Consider the following 14,782-nt stretch of genomic DNA (forward strand, 5'->3'; position numbering starts at 1 on the left):
ACTACGTTACCCGCTGGTTTCCGCCGTGTCAAACCGCTTCGCAGCGATCCGCACCACTTCAATCCCATTTCCGGGCATCCCGACAACGCCGGCTCTCGCCGACGATTTTCGGGAAGTTCGGCAGACCGGCCGCTCCGCGGTTACCCGCGAGCTCGCCCGGCTCCCTGCCGACCGTGAACCTTACCCGGTCGGTTCCGCCTCACCAAATCCGCCTCGCGGCGGATCCGGGGCACCGCCCGGTCCGGGCACCGGCGGGTGCGACACCCCCGGTCCCGAAGCTCGTCGCCGCGCCCGGCCTTCCCGGAGCATCGCCCCGTTTCGTCCGTTCCGCGCTGGCAGAGAGAAAGTTACGCCGACGCGACAAGATCGTCAAATCCGGGGGTGGGCGGGCCGCGTCACACCGTCTCCCCGGCCGCCAGCGCGGCGGCCTCGGCCCGGTCGAGCGCGCCGTCGGCGACGACCACGCGGTGTCGCCCCGTGCGGCTCGTACCCGCGGCGATCGTCCTGGGCCGCTCGAAGGCGAACGCCACGCAGACGCCCGGGTACATGGCGGTGCGGACGAACCAGCGGTCGCCCTCCCCCAGCCCCGCCAGCACGAGCGTGTACGCGGCCCCGTCCGGCCCGGTGCCGGCGAAGGCAAGCCACGGCGCGGCGCTGCCGTTGACGGCCTCCTCCCCCTCGGCGGTGGCGGTGCACACCCGCGCGGGCGTCGCGCTGACGGCCCGCCAGAAGAAGCCCCCGTAGCCGGCGCCGCCCGGGCGTCCGTTGGTGGCCGGGCTGCCCAGGGTCACGTCCCGGTCGGCGGGGGCGGTCAGCGTGTACCCGACGTCGAGGGCCCACGCCCGCTCGCCGACCCGCTGCGCGGTCAGCTCCCGCCGCTCGGTGAGCAGCACCGCCCCGTCCCGGTCGCGCCACTCCAGGCGGTGCGCCAGGCATTGCGGGCCGAGGGTCTCCCACCGGGTGTGCGCGATCCGGCCGTGGTCGTCGCGCCAGGTGTAGCCGGCGTCGCGGACGTAGGTGCGCCCGCCCCAGAGGTTGGTGCCGTCCACGTCCTGCACGGCCAGGGACGCCCCGAGGTGCCAGACGTGGTCGGCCGGGAACGCGTCGGTGACCACCGTCCCCCCGAGGGTCCGCACGGGGTGCAGGTAGGGGCGGGGGCCGTGCCGGGCGTCGATCGCCGGGGCGACGACGTAGCGGGCCACCGGCACGTCGTCGACGCTGAGCTGCCGGTCGCTCTCGGTGCCGGCGAGCCGCCGGCCGTCGCCGGTCACGACTGGCCCACCGGGGCGAGCACGACCCGCCGGGCGACCGCGTGCAGGGCCGCGACCACGTACCCGGCGAGGATGGGCACCGCGACCGGGGTGACCAGGACGGCGAGCAGCGCGGCGACGGCGCTGACCCCGCCGGCGGCGGCCCAGGTGCCCGGGCGGGCACGGCAGGCGCCGGCGGCGGCGCGGGCGGCGTCCCGCCAGCCGCGCCCGCCGCGGCGGCCGACCTCCACCACGACCAGCGCGGCGTACCCGGCCAGGGCGGCGGTCACCGCGACGGTGACCAGCAGCAGCGGCGCCCCGCCGGGCACCCGGCCGCCGGCCAGCGCGGCGACGTCCACCGCGAGCAGGCCGAGGGCCGCGACGGCCAGCACGCTCACCCCCGCGCCGGGCAGCAGCCCCCGGCCGTACCGGATCAGGCTCTCCCGGGCCGAGGGCCACGACCCGACGCTGTACCGGTCGTGCACCGCCGCGCTCGCGGCGCCGACGGCCGCCGCCGCGGTGACCACCGGCAGCGCCGCCAGCGTCAGCGCGATGCCGAGCACGGCCAGGTCCGTGGCGTCGGTGAGCAGGTCCCGCCAGTCGCGGCGGGCCGGCCCGTCGTCCCGGCCCGGCCCGCCGTCGCGCTGCGGCCTCATCCCTTGAGCCCGCTGGTGTTGATGCCCTCCACCAGCATCCGCTGGAAGGCCACGAAGAACAGGAACACCGGCAGCAGCGACAGCACCGACATGGCGAACATCGGGCCGACGGCGCTCTGGCTCGTCGAGTCGATGAACAGGGTGAGCGCCACCGGCACCGTGTAGTCCTCGAGGTCGGAGAGGAAGACGAGCTGACGGAAGAAGTCGTTCCAGGTCCAGATGAACGAGAAGATCGCCGTGGTGACGAGCGCCGGGCGGCTCAGCGGCAGGATCACGTGCCGGAAGATCCCGAACGCGTTCGCTCCGTCGATCTTGGCGGCCTCGTCGAGTTCCTTGGGGATGCCCCGCATGAACTGCACCATCAGGAAGACGAAGAACGCCTCGGTGGCCAGGAACTGTGGGATCAGCAGCGGCAGGTACGGCCACTCGCCGCCGACCAGGCCGAGGCTGCGGAACAGGATGTACTGCGGCACGATCAGCACGTGACCGGGGAGCAGCAGCGTCCCGATCATCACGGCGAACCAGACGCCCCGCAGCCGGAACCGCAGCCGGGCGAAGGCGTACGCGGCGAGCAGGCAGGAGACGCCGTTGCCGATCACGGTCAGCAGGCTGACCATCGCGCTGTTGAGGAAGAAGCGGCCGAAGCTGAAGTCGAAGTTCGTCCACCCGTCGGCGTAGTTGCCCGGGGTGAACTCGTTCGGCAGCAGGCCGATGTTGTTGACGATCTCTTCCTGGCTCTTCAGGGACGTACCGATCATCCAGAAGAGCGGGTAGAGCACGACCGCGACGATCGCGATCAGGATGAGCAGGCGCAGGGCCTGCCCGCCGCCCGCGCGGCGCGGGCGGCGTGGCCCGGTCGCCGCCGGTGCCACCGGGGTTGCCGTCGCCGTCACCGGTCCTCCCCGTCGGAGTAGTGCACCCAGAACCGCCCGGTGCTGAAGAAGATCGCTGTGATGATCGCGATGGCGACCAGGAAGACCCAGGCCATCGCCGAGGCGTAGCCCATCTCCAGGTCGGTGAAGCCCGTGATGTAGAGGTTCAGGGTGTACATCAGGGTGGAGTCGACCGGGCCGCCGGTGCCGTTGCTGAGCACGAACGCGGCGGTGAAGCCCTGGAAGCCGTGGATGGTCTCCAGCACCAGGTTGAAGAAGATCACCGGCGAGAGCATCGGCAGGGTGACGGCGACGAACTGCCGCCACTTGCCGGCGCCGTCGACGGAGGCGGCCTCGTAGAGCTCGGTGGGCACCTGCTTGAGGCCGGCCAGGAAGATGACCATGGGCGCGCCGAACTGCCAGATGGCGAGCACCATCAGGGTCTCCAGGGCCCAGTCGGGGTCGTTGACCCACGGCTTGCCCTCGATGCCGAAGAAGCCCAGGAACGAGTTGAACGCGCCCTCGCGGTTGAACATGTTCACCCAGACGATGGCCAGCGCGACGCTGCCGCCGAGCAGCGACGGCAGGTAGAACAGGCCGCGGAACAGCCCGACGCCGCGCCAGGCACGGTTGAGCAGCAGGGCCACCCCGAGCGCGGCGGCCAGCTTCAGCGGCACGGCGACCAGGGCGAAGGTGAGCGTCACCCGCACCGAGTGCCAGTACGACGGGTCGGCGGTGAACATCCGCTCGTAGTTGGCGAACCCGACCCACTCCACCTCGGAGAAGGGGGTGAGGATGTCGTAGTTGGTGAAGCTGAGGTAGAGCGACAGGAGCATGGGTATCGCCGTGACGGCCAGCAGGCCGAGCAGCCAGGGCGACAGGAAGACGTAGCCGGCCAGACCGTCCCCGTGCCGGTCCCGCCCGACCCCGCGCCTGCCGGCGGGGGTCGGGACGGATCCGGTACGTCGTCGGGTCGGGTCGGGCGCCGTGGTCAGAGCCACGAGCCGGTTCCTCTCGGTAGCGCCAGGGTCAGGCGATGGCGGACTTGCAGGCGGCGATGAACTGCTCCGCCGCCTGGGCGGAGCTGATCCGGCCGTACTGGGCGTTCTCGGCGGCCTTGATCAGCTCGGCGCGGACCTTGCTGTGCCCCTTGAGCGGGACCTGCGGCGCCTCGCCGAACTTCTGGGCCAGGTCGGACTCGACCTGGATCGACTGCTTCATCGCCGGGTCGGTGACGTCGTCGCTGACCACGCGGCGCAGGTCCAGGTTGGACGGCAGGCCCCGGTCGGTGCCGAGGATCTTGACCGCCTCGGGGTCGTTGGCCAGGAAGTTGATCACGTCGACCGCGACGTCCTTGTGCTTGCTGCCCTTGAACACGGACCAGTACATGGAGGCGCGGGCCCACTGGGCGCTCGGGTCGCCGGGGTAGGCGATGACGCCCAGCTCGTCCTTGGTGTTCTTCTTCAGCTCCGGCATCTGGTTCACCCAGACCCAGCTGGTGCCGGCCTTGCCGGTGACCACGAGCTGCTTGGTGATGTCGGTGGCGTTGCCCTCGTGGATGACGTCGGGGGTGGGGGTGGCGCCCCGGTCCCGGGCCCCCTTCCACAGGTCGAACCACTTGGTCACGTCCTCGGCGGTGAAGCCGAGCTCCTTGCCCTTGTAGAGGTCCTTGCCCTGCTGGCGCAGCCACACCCAGAAGGCCTTGTAGTCGGCGCTCGGGTCCTGGGTGCCGGGCACCTTGGTCTTCTTCGCGACCTGCTCGGCCCAGGCGATGTGCTCCTCCCAGGTCATCCCGGTGGTCGGCTCGGGCAGGCCGTTCTTAATCAGCAGCGTCTTGTTGTAGACCAGGCCCTGGGTGTTCTCCCCCGCGGCCACGCCGGCGAGCTTGCCGTCGACCACGCCGTACTGCCAGAGGCTCTTGGGGAACTTCGACACGTCGAGGTCGCCGGAGTCCTTGTACGACGTCAGGTCGAGGGTGGTGCTGCGGGAGGCGTACTCGGCCAGGTAGTTGTCGTCGATCTGGAAGAGGTCCGGCGGGTTGCCGCCGGCGGTGAGGGTGGCCAGCTTGTCGAAGTAGCCCTGGTTGGCCTGCCAGGTCTTCTCGAAGGTGACGTTCGGGTGCTTCTTGGTGTAGAGGGCGAGGGCCTCCTCGGTCAGCTTCGCCCGGGCCTCACCGCCCCACCAGAAGACCGAGAGCTTGACCGGGGCGTTCGGGTCGGTGCTGGCCTCCTCGTCGCCGCCGCAGCCGGCGGCACCGAGGACCAGGGGCAGGGCGACGACCGCGGCGAGCAGGCCGCGGATCAACCGCCGTCGGCGGACGGGGGTACGGTGAACGGGCACGGCCTGCGTGCCAGTGGTGGGGGGCGTTGCGGGGTGCATGTGCGCTCACTCCTTGGCGTTAGGAGGCGACGACGCCACCGGTGGCCGCGGTCGGGCGACCCGGGCCCGCAAGGCGATGCGGGCCCGGGACGACCAACTCGGCGTCGGGACGGTTCCGACCGTCCGCCGGCGCGGCGGCGGTCGAGTCGCGGATGACCAGTTCGGTCTGGAGCATTACCTGTGCGGTGGTACGACGGTCGTCGCTCGTGACACCCCGGCCGCCGCGTGAGCCACGGGCGGCGACGGTGTCGTGTTGCAGGAGCATGTCGACGGCCGTCCGGCCGGCGGCCGCGTTGGGCGTGGCCACCGTCGTCAACTTGGGCCGGGTGAGCCGGCTCAGGGCGATGTCGTCGATGCCGACGACGCTCACGTCCTGCGGGACGCGCATCCCGAGGGCGTCGAGCCCTTCGATCAGGCCGATCGCCATCAGGTCGTTGTAGGCGAGGACCGCCGTGGCCTCGCTGCGGCGGACCTGCTCGGCGAGGGCCGCACCGCCGGTCTCGGTGGGCTGGTTGGGCCCGAGCACCGTGAACTCGGCGCCGCCGGCCCGCGCCGCGACGCCGGCCGCCCGGCGGATCTCCCGGCTGGTCCAGGAGCCGCGCGGCCCGCTGAGCAGGGCGATCCGCCGGTGCCCGAGGCCGAGCAGGTGCTCGATGGCCGACCGGGCGCCCTGCCCGACGTCCATGGTGACGCACGGCAGGCCGGTGACCTGCCGGTTTATCACCACCAGCGGCACTTCGCGGCTGAGCTGCTCGATCATGCTGTTGCTCATCCGCGGGCTGCACAGCAGCACCCCGTCCACCTGCTTGGCCAGCGCGTGGACCAGCTCCTCCTCGGCGATCGGGTCCTCGTTGGTGTCGGCGACGAAGACGTGGTAGTCGCGCTGCCGGGCCTGGCTCTCCGCCGCCTTGATCAGCGGCGGGAAGAACGGGTTGGCGATGTCCGCGATGATCAGCCCGATGTTGTGCGTACGGCCGGTGATCAGGGCGCGGGCGGCGCGGTTGGGCCGGTAGCCAAGCTCCTCGGCGCAGGCCAGCACCCGGCCCCGGGTCTCCGGGTTGACCAGGTGCGGGGCCGAGAACGTGCGGGAGACCGTGGAGATGTGCACGCCGGAGGCCCGGGCGACATCTCGGATGGTGGCTGGCACGGCGGGGCCCTTCGTCCAGTGTGGCTGGGGTCACGTCAGGTGTCGCCAATTAATGCAAACGGTTGTGCCGGTGTCAACGGCCGATGGTTACAGATACGTTTCGGCCACGCTCCCACCATGCGCTCAAATGCGTATCAAATCGGATCTATGCCGCCGGTTTGGCATCGATCGTTGACGCCGCCGCGCGGCTCGTGGTTATTTCGCTGCAAACCTTTGCAGCAACCGAGAGGCGGTCGCCATGTCGTCCAGCACCGGTCAGCGGGTCCGCCACGCCCTCGTGGGCACCGGGTCCCGGGCCGAGATGTTCGTCCGGGCGCTGGTGCGCGACCACGCCGACACCGCCGAACTCGTCGCGTTCGCCGACGTCAACCAGGCCCGCATGGACGCCCACAACCGGTGGCTCGGCGAGCTGGGGCACCCGCCGGTGCCGACGTACCGGGCCGACGACCTGGCCGCCATGCTCGGCAAGGAGCGCGTCGACGTGCTGGTGGTGACCAGCGTCGACGACACCCACGCCGCGCACATCGACACGGCGCTGCGGGCCGGCTGCGACGTCATCACCGAGAAGCCGATGACCGTCGACGCCGCCGGCTGCCGGCGGATCCTCGACGCGGTCGCCGACACCGGCCGGCAGGTGCGGGTGGCGTTCAACTACCGCTACAACCCCCTGCACGAGAAGCTGCGCGAGCTGCTCGCCGACGGCGCCGTCGGCGAGGTGGGCTCGGTGCACTTCGAGTGGCTGCTCGACGTGCGGCACGGCGCCGACTACTTCCGCCGCTGGCACCGCGACAAGGCGCACTCCGGCGGGCTGATGGTGCACAAGGCCGGGCACCACTTCGACCTGGTCAACTGGTGGCTGGACGCCACCCCCGTCGAGGTGTACGCCAGCGGCCGGTTGTTCTTCTACGGCGAGGCCGGCCGCCGGCACGGCTACGCCCGCGACTACGACCGGGCGCACGGCTCCCCCGCCGCCGACGACGACCCGTTCGCGCTGCGGCTCGACGCGCACCCGAAACTGCGCGAGCTCTACCTCGACGCCGAGGCCGAGGACGGCTACCAGCGCGACCGCAACGTCTTCGCCCCCGGCGTGGACATCGAGGACGACATGGCGGTGCTGGCCCGCTACTCCAGCGGCGCGACGATGACCTACCACCTCACCGCGTACGCCCCCTACGAGGGCTACCGGGTCATGGTCAACGGCAGCCGGGGCCGGCTGGAGCTGGAGGTCGTGGAGAGCGACCACGTCAGCCCCGCGTCCGCCGGCGCGCTGAAGGGCGCGGCGCTGCACGGCGACGAGGCCGCCGCCGAGGCCGGCTCCGCCACGCTGACCCTGCGGCCGTTCTGGGCGCCGCCGCAGGTCGTACCCGTGTCCGGGCACACCCGCTCCGGGCACGGCGGCGCCGACGCCCGGATGGCCCGGGTCCTGATCGGCGGCGAGCCGGACCCGATGGGGCGGGCGGCGACCGCCCGCGACGGCGCCCTCGCCCTGCTCACCGGGCTGGCCGCGAACCGGTCCTTCACCACCGGTGCCCCGGTCCGGGTCGCCGACCTGCTCGACCTCCCCTGAGCCGCGAACACCTTCCGAGGAGCCCCACCCGTGCCCACGACCGACCTGCTCTTCCCCGCCGACCCCGCGCAGCGCGCGGTGGCGCGTCGGCTGTACGCGCTGGCCGCGCCCCAGCCGATCATCTCCCCGCACGGGCACGTCGACCCGGCGATCCTGGCCGAGGACCGCCCGTTCCCCGATCCGGCGCGGCTGCTGATCGTGCCCGACCACTACCTCACCCGGATGCTGCTCAGCCAGGGCGTCCCCCCGGCCGACCTGGGCGTGCCCACCGTCGACGGCAGCCCCACGGAGGCCGACGGGCGCACGATCTGGCGACGCTTCGCCGCGCACTGGCACCTGTTCCGGGGCACCCCCTCCCGGCTCTGGCTGGAGCAGACCTTCACCGACGTGTTCGGGGTGCGGACCCCGCTCTCGCCGGCCACCGCAGACGCCGTCTACGACGAGCTCGCGGCCCGGCTCGCCGAGCCGGAGTTCCGGCCGCGGGCGCTGTTCGAGCGGTTCGGCATCGAGGTGCTCGCCACCACCGAGTCGCCCCTGGACGACCTGGGGCAGCACGCCAAGCTCGCCGCCGACGGCTGGGGCGGGCCGGGCGGCCGGGTGATCACCACGTTCCGGCCGGACAACGTGGTCGACATGGAGTTCGACGGCTGGGCGGAGAACGTCGCGCGGCTCGGCGAGATCACCGGCGAGGACACCGGCACGTACGCCGGCTACCTGGCGGCGCTGCGCCGGCGGCGGGCGGCCTTCATCGCGGCCGGCGCCACCTGCACCGACCACGGCCACCCGACCGCGCGCACGCTGGCGCTCGGCGCGGACGAGGCGGCGCGCCTCTACGACAAGGGCCTGCGGGGGGTCGCCGACGCGGCCGACGCGGAGACGTTCCGGGCGCACATGCTGCTGGAGTCCGCCCGGATGTCGCTGGACGACGGCCTCGTCATGCAGCTGCACCCCGGCGCGGTGCGCAACCACAACCGCTGGCTGTACGCGCGGCACGGCCGGGACGTCGGCGGCGACCTGCCGCAGGCCACCGAGTACCTGCACGCGCTGACCCCGCTGCTGGACGCGTACGGCAACGACCCGCGGCTGCGGGTGGTGCTCTACACCCTCGACGAGTACACCTTCAGCCGGGAACTCGCGCCGCTGGCCGGCGGGTACGCCGCCCTCTACCTCGGCGCGCCGTGGTGGTTCCTGGACTCGCCGGAGGTGCTGCGCCGGTTCCGCGAGTCGGTAACCGAGTCCGCGGGCTTCTACAACACCGCCGGGTTCGTCGACGACACCCGCGCGTTCTGCTCCATCCCGGTACGCCACGACGTGGCCCGCCGGGTCGACGCCGCCTACCTGGCCCGGCTGGTCACCGAGCACCGCCTCGGCGAGGACGAGGCCGCCGAGACGATCGTCGACCTGGCGTACCGGCTCCCGAAGAAGGTCTTCAAGATCGGAGAGAATGTCCTGTGACTGTCACCGTCACCGCCGTCGACGTGCACGACGTGCGGTTCCCGACGGCCGCGGCCGGCGACGGCTCGGACGCGATCAACCGGGGCGACTACTCGGCCAGCTACGTCGAGCTGCGCACCGACGCCGGCGTCACCGGGGCCGGGTTCACCTTCACCAACGGTCGCGGCAACGAGCTGACCTGCGCGGCGATCAACGCCCTCGCCCACCACGTGACCGGCCGCACCGTCGAGGAGATCTTCGCCGACCCGGTGGCGTTCTGGCGCTCGCTCAGCGCCGACGTGCAGCTGCGCTGGCTGGGCCCGGAGAAGGGGGTCATCCACATGGCCACCGGCGCGCTGGTCAACGCGGTCTGGGACCTGCGGGCCAAGCTGGCCGGCAAGCCGATGTGGCAGCTGCTCGCCGAGCTGCCCACCGAGGAACTGGTGGCCAGCGTCGACTTCCACCACATCACCGACGCCATCACCCCGGACGAGGCGGCGGCCATCCTCGACAAGGGGCTGGTCGGGCTGGACGAGCGCCGCGCCGAGCTGGAGCGCGACGGGTTCCCGTCGTACACCACCTCGGTGGGGTGGCTGGGCTACCCCGACGACAAGGTCCGGGCGCTGACCCGGCAGGCGTACGCGCAGGGCTGGCGGGCGATGAAGATGAAGGTCGGCGGGCTGCCGGCCGACGACCTGCGGCGGGCGCGGATCATCCGGGAGGAGATCGGGCCGGACGCGCTGCTGATGATGGACGCCAACCAGGTCTGGGACGTCGACGAGGCGATCACCAACATGACCGCCCTGGCGGAGGTGGACCCGTACTGGATCGAGGAGCCGACGCACGCCGACGACATCCTCGGGCACGCCCGCATCGCGCGGGCGGTCACCGGGCTGACCGACGGCCGGTGCCGGGTCGCCACCGGCGAGGTGGCCGCCAACCGGGTCATCTTCAAGCAGCTGCTCCAGGCCGAGGCGATCGGTGTGATGCAGATCGACGCCTGCCGGGTCGGCGGCGTCAACGAGGTCCTCGCCGAGATCCTGATGGCGGCGAAGTTCGGGGTGCCGATCTGCCCGCACTCCGGCGGCGTGGGCCTGTGCGAGTACGTCCAGCACCTGGCCGTCTTCGACTACCTGCGGGTCGGCACCAGCCTCGACGGCCGGATGGTGGAGTACGTCGACCACCTGCACGAGCACTTCGTCGACCCGGTGCGCACCCGCGAGGGGCGCTACCTGCTGCCGGAGGCCCCCGGCTACAGCTCCACGATGAAGGCGGAGTCGATCGCCGAGTTCCGCTTCCCGGACGGGCCGGTGTGGCGGTGACCGTCGGCGCCGCGCGGCTCGGTCTCGCGACGCTGCGCCGGCTGCCGACCGACAGCCGCCCGCTGCTGCGTCCCGGCAGCGTGCCGGCGGGCATCGTCCACCTCGGGCTGGGCGCGTTCCACCGCGCCCACCAGGCGGTGTACACCGAGGAGGCGATGGCGCGCGCCGGGGGTGACTGGGGCATCGTCGGCGTGGCGCCGCGCAATCCCGACGTGGTGACGACGCTGGCCGCGCAGGACAACCTGTTCAGCGTCACCACCACCAGCGCCGAGGGGTGCCACACCCGGGTGGTCGGCGCGCTGGCGGGCACGCGGCACGCCGCGGGGGACCCCGCCGGCGTGGTGGCGCTGCTGGCCGACCCGGCGATCCGGGTGGTCACCCTGACCGTGACGGAGAAGGCGTACCAGCTCGACCCGGTGACCGGGCGGCTGCGGCCGGACCCGGAGGTCGCCGCCGACCTGCGCACCGACCGGGCGCCGGTCACCGTACCCGGCCTGCTGCTGCGCGGGCTGCTCGCCCGCGCCGCCGCGCAGGGCCCGCCGCTGGCCCTGGTCAGCTGCGACAACCTGCCCGCGAACGGCCGCCGGCTGCGCGGCCTGGTCGAGCAGTCGGTGGCGTACGCGGGGGTGCCGGAGCCGCTGGCCGGCTGGGTGCGGGAGTGCGTCAGCTTCCCCGGCACCATGGTCGACCGGATCGTGCCGGCCAGCACGGCGCAGACCCTCGCCGACGCCGAGCGGGCCCTGGGCGTGGCCGACCTGGCGGCGGTGGTCGCCGAGCCGTACCGGCAGTGGGTCATCGAGGACGACTTCCCGGGCGGCCGGCCGGCCTGGGAGCGGGCCGGCGCGGTGCTCACCGCCGACGCGGGGCCGTGGGAGCGGCTGAAGCTGCGCGCCCTCAACGGCGTGCACTCGGCCGCCGCCTACCTGGGCGCGCTGGCCGGCCGGGAGACCATCGCCGACGCGCTGGCCCTGCCGCACCTGACGACGGTGCTGCGGCACCTGGTCGCCGAGGACGTGGCGGCCAGCTTCAGCCCGCCCGAGGGCGTCTCGGTCGTCGCGTACGGTGAGGAGGTGCTGACCCGGTTCGCCAACCCGGCGATCCACCACCGCACCCTCCAGGTGGCCATGGACGGCTCGCAGAAGCTGCCGCAGCGGATCCTGCACACCATCGCCGACCTGCGGGCGGCAGGGCGGTCGGCGCACTGGGCCACGCTGGTGGTGGCCGCCTGGCTGCGCTTCGCCCAGGGCCACGCCGACGACGGCCACCTCCTGCCGCTGGCCGATCCGCTCGCCGAGGAGATCCGGGCGGCGCTCGCCGCCGGCCCGGGGACCCCGGCGGGGGCGGTCGACGCGGTCTTCGCGCTGCGCGAGGTCTTCCCCGCCGAGGTGGCCGAGGACGACGACGTGCGCGCCGAGGTGACCGGGTGGCTGGCCGCCCTGCAACGGCACGGGGTGGCCGCGACGCTGGCGGGCGCCCGGTGACGGCCGCCGCACAGGCCGCGGCGGGACCGGCCGGGTCGCTCCCGCCCGGCGCCGTGCCCCGGGTCGCGGTCGTCGGGGCCAACGGGCACGGGCGCTGGCACCGGCGGGTCATCGCTCCGCTGCACACCGCCGGGCGACTGCGGCTGGTCGCCCTGGTCGACGTACGCCCGGTCGAGGACGACCCGGCGGCGCCGGTGCCGGACGGCGCGCTGGTCCACACCGACCACCGGGAGATGCTGCGGACGGCCCGGCCGGACGTGGTGGTGGTCTGCACCCCGCCGCACACCCACCTGCCGATCGCCCTGGACGTGCTCTCCTCGGGCGCCGACCTGCTGCTGGAGAAGCCCCCGGTGCTGTCCACCGCCGAGCACCGGGCGCTGGCCGACGCCCTCGCCGCGACGGGCCGGGCGTGCCAGGTGGGCTTCCAGGCGCTCGGCTCGGCGGCGCTGACGGAGCTGGCCGACGCGGTCCGGGCCGGGCGGCTCGGGACCGTCACCGGCATCGCGACGGTGGCGGCCTGGCAGCGCTCCGACGCCTACTACGCGCGGGCACCGTGGGCGGGGCGGCGGACGCTGCACGGCCGGCCGGTGCTGGACGGCGCGCTGGCCAACCCGCTGGCGCACGCCGTCATGCAGTGCCTGGCGGTCGCCGAGGCCGCCGGGGACGCGCCGGTGGAGCCCGCGCGGATCGAGGTGGAGCGCTACCGGGTCCGGCCGATCGAGGTGGACGACACGGCGACCCTGCGGGTGCTGCCCCGCTCGGGGCCGCCGATCGTCGCGGCGGTGACCCTGGCCGGCGAGGACTTCGTCGCCGGGGAGGTGATCGTGACCGGCACCGCCGGCCGGGCCGTGCTGGAGTACCCGACCGACCGGTTGCTGCTGCCCGGCGACGCCGACCCGCGCGAGGTGCCGGGCCGGCGCGGGCTGCTGGAGAACCTCCTCGACCACCGGGCCGACCCGGCGGTGCCGCTGATCGCGCCCCTGGCGCGCACCACCGGGTTCACCGCGGTGCTGGAGGCGGTCACGACCGCGCCCGAGCCGGCGCCGCTGGGCGGCGACCTCGTCACCGCCACGGGCGACGGCCCGCAGCGGGTGCTGACCGTGCGCGGGATCAACCGGCTGCTGCGCCGGGCGGCCGACGAAGGGGCGCTGCTGTCGGAGCTGGCGGTGCCGTGGGCGGTGGCGCCGCACCGCACGGACCTGACCGGGCAGGAGGGGACCGCAACGCACTGCAACTGAACCGCCCGCCTGGCGCGGGTCCATATCGGACATAGCGGCGTCATCCCGACCGAGGGCGGTCGGGACGGTACCGGCCGATTTGATCAATTGCAACACTTCTGCACACGTTTGTCATTGACTCGCATAAATCGCGAAACCTACCGTTGCCACATATCAAACAGGCGACGAACAGGTGGTCCGATAGATGTGGAAGCAGACACTGGGCGCGGCGACGATCGTCGTCGCGCTCGCGGCGACATCCGGGAGCGCGGCGGCGGCCCCGGAGGGCGGGGCCGCCCCGGTTCCGGACGGCACGGCCGCCGCGGCCGACGGCGGGCTCTCCTGGGCCGCCCGGCACCTGGGCCGGCAGGCACTGCCGGCCGGGGACGGCTGGGCGGCTGAGGGCGCCGGCACCACCGGCGGCGCGGCGGCGACGCCGGAACAGGTGCACGTCGTCTCCAGCCGGGCCGAGCTGGTCGCGGCCCTCGGCGGCGACAACGCCACCAACCGGGGCAACGCCACCCCGAAGATCATCTACGTCAGGGGCGAGGTCGACGGCTTCGAGGGGCCCGACGGGACCCCGCTCGACTGCGCCGACCTCGCCGACCCGGAGTACTCGCTGGCGGCGTACCTCGCGGCGTACGACCCGGCGGTCTGGGGCCGGGTGGCACCGAGCGGGCCGCTGGAGGCGGCGCGGGTGCGGTCCGTGACGAACCAGACCCGGCAGACCCAGATCAACGTCGGCCCGAACACCACCATCGTCGGCCTGCGCGACGCGCGGCTGACCGGCCTGACGCTGATGCTCGACGGCGCACACAACACGATCGTGCGGAACCTGACCTTCGACGACGCCCGGGACTGCTTCCCCGCCTGGTCCCCCACCGACGGCGCCGCCGGCAACTGGAACTCCCAGTACGACCAGATCTCGGTGCGCCGCAGCGAGCACGTCTGGATCGACCACAACACCTTCACCGACGGCGACAACCCGGACAGCGCCCAGCCGGTGCACCTCGGCCGGCCGTACCAGGTGCACGACGGGTCGGTGGACGTCACGCACACCGCGAGCCTGGTGACCCTCTCCTGGAACCGGTTCGTCGGACGGGACAAGGTCATGCTGATCGGCTCGTCCAACACGGTCGGCCCGGACGTCGGGCGGCTGAAGGTGAGCCTGCACCACAACCTCTTCGACGGGGTGCTCCAGCGGCTGCCCCGGGTCCGGTTCGGCCAGGTCGACGTGTGGAACAACCACTACCGGCTGGCCGGCGACGGGTTCCAGTACGCGATCGGCGTCGGGGTGCAGTCCGCCGTGGTCGCCGAGAACAACTTCTTCAGCCTCGCCGCCGGCGTCGCGGCCGACGACCTGCTCTACGACTGGGGCGGCACCGCCGTCACCACCCGGGGCAACTGGGTCCGCGCCGCCGCAGACCCGGCCCGCCCGGTCGACCTGGTGGCCGCGT

12 protein-coding genes are annotated in these 14,782 nt (G+C 73.3%); 6 read left to right on the forward strand and 6 right to left on the reverse strand.

The window, feature by feature from the left end; translation table 11 throughout:
- Window positions 1–395 precede the first annotated feature (395 nt).
- The 6 genes from ACSNN9_RS24035 to ACSNN9_RS24060 form a co-directional block, all read right to left on the reverse strand.
- The gene (locus tag ACSNN9_RS24035) at window positions 396–1,271 is read right to left on the reverse strand and encodes a PmoA family protein (protein ID WP_436675500.1); all 876 of its coding nucleotides are present in this window, start codon (window positions 1,269–1,271) and stop codon (window positions 396–398) included.
- Window positions 1,268–1,906, reverse strand: coding sequence for a hypothetical protein (locus tag ACSNN9_RS24040; RefSeq protein ID WP_436675501.1), 639 nt, complete (start codon window positions 1,904–1,906; stop codon window positions 1,268–1,270). Before ACSNN9_RS24040 ends, ACSNN9_RS24035 begins: the two co-directional genes overlap by 4 nt.
- Complete coding sequence (locus ACSNN9_RS24045) at window positions 1,903–2,664, reverse strand: carbohydrate ABC transporter permease (RefSeq protein ID WP_436675511.1); 762 nt, start codon at window positions 2,662–2,664, stop codon at window positions 1,903–1,905. The genes ACSNN9_RS24040 and ACSNN9_RS24045 overlap by 4 nt, the downstream gene beginning before the upstream one ends.
- A 131-nt stretch (window positions 2,665–2,795) precedes the next feature.
- Complete coding sequence (locus ACSNN9_RS24050; protein ID WP_436675502.1) at window positions 2,796–3,779, reverse strand: carbohydrate ABC transporter permease; 984 nt, start codon at window positions 3,777–3,779, stop codon at window positions 2,796–2,798.
- A gap of 28 nt (window positions 3,780–3,807) precedes the next feature.
- Window positions 3,808–5,157, reverse strand: a complete 1,350-nt coding sequence (locus ACSNN9_RS24055; protein ID WP_436675503.1) for an ABC transporter substrate-binding protein — start codon at window positions 5,155–5,157, stop codon at window positions 3,808–3,810.
- A 19-nt stretch (window positions 5,158–5,176) separates the two neighbouring features.
- Window positions 5,177–6,304: a LacI family DNA-binding transcriptional regulator gene (locus ACSNN9_RS24060; protein ID WP_436675504.1), complete on the reverse strand. Its 1,128-nt coding sequence runs from the start codon at window positions 6,302–6,304 to the stop codon at window positions 5,177–5,179.
- 238 nt (window positions 6,305–6,542) lie between these two features.
- Here ACSNN9_RS24060 and ACSNN9_RS24065 point away from each other — a divergent pair, with 238 nt between their 5' ends.
- From ACSNN9_RS24065 to ACSNN9_RS24090, 6 genes are all read left to right on the forward strand, one after another.
- Window positions 6,543–7,871 carry a Gfo/Idh/MocA family protein gene (locus ACSNN9_RS24065; protein WP_436675505.1) on the forward strand — a complete coding sequence of 443 codons (1,329 nt, stop codon included), beginning with the start codon at window positions 6,543–6,545 and terminating at the stop codon, window positions 7,869–7,871.
- Between the two features lie 30 nt (window positions 7,872–7,901).
- Complete coding sequence (gene uxaC, locus ACSNN9_RS24070) at window positions 7,902–9,326, forward strand: glucuronate isomerase (RefSeq protein ID WP_436675506.1); 1,425 nt, start codon at window positions 7,902–7,904, stop codon at window positions 9,324–9,326.
- Window positions 9,323–10,627 carry an enolase C-terminal domain-like protein gene (locus tag ACSNN9_RS24075; RefSeq protein ID WP_436675507.1) on the forward strand — a complete coding sequence of 435 codons (1,305 nt, stop codon included), beginning with the start codon at window positions 9,323–9,325 and terminating at the stop codon, window positions 10,625–10,627. The genes uxaC and ACSNN9_RS24075 overlap by 4 nt, the downstream gene beginning before the upstream one ends.
- A complete protein-coding gene (locus ACSNN9_RS24080) occupies window positions 10,618–12,108 on the forward strand; it encodes a mannitol dehydrogenase family protein (protein WP_436675508.1) in 1,491 nt (496 codons plus the stop codon). Before ACSNN9_RS24075 ends, ACSNN9_RS24080 begins: the two co-directional genes overlap by 10 nt.
- Window positions 12,105–13,346, forward strand: a complete 1,242-nt coding sequence (locus ACSNN9_RS24085) for a Gfo/Idh/MocA family protein (protein ID WP_436675509.1) — start codon at window positions 12,105–12,107, stop codon at window positions 13,344–13,346. The genes ACSNN9_RS24080 and ACSNN9_RS24085 overlap by 4 nt, the downstream gene beginning before the upstream one ends.
- A 184-nt stretch (window positions 13,347–13,530) precedes the next feature.
- The coding region (locus ACSNN9_RS24090; protein WP_436675510.1) for a pectate lyase family protein at window positions 13,531–14,782 on the forward strand (1,252 nt) is incomplete at its 3' end.

It is taken from the genome of Micromonospora sp. URMC 107, from assembly GCF_051386315.1.
Lineage (GTDB): Bacteria > Actinomycetota > Actinomycetes > Mycobacteriales > Micromonosporaceae > Micromonospora.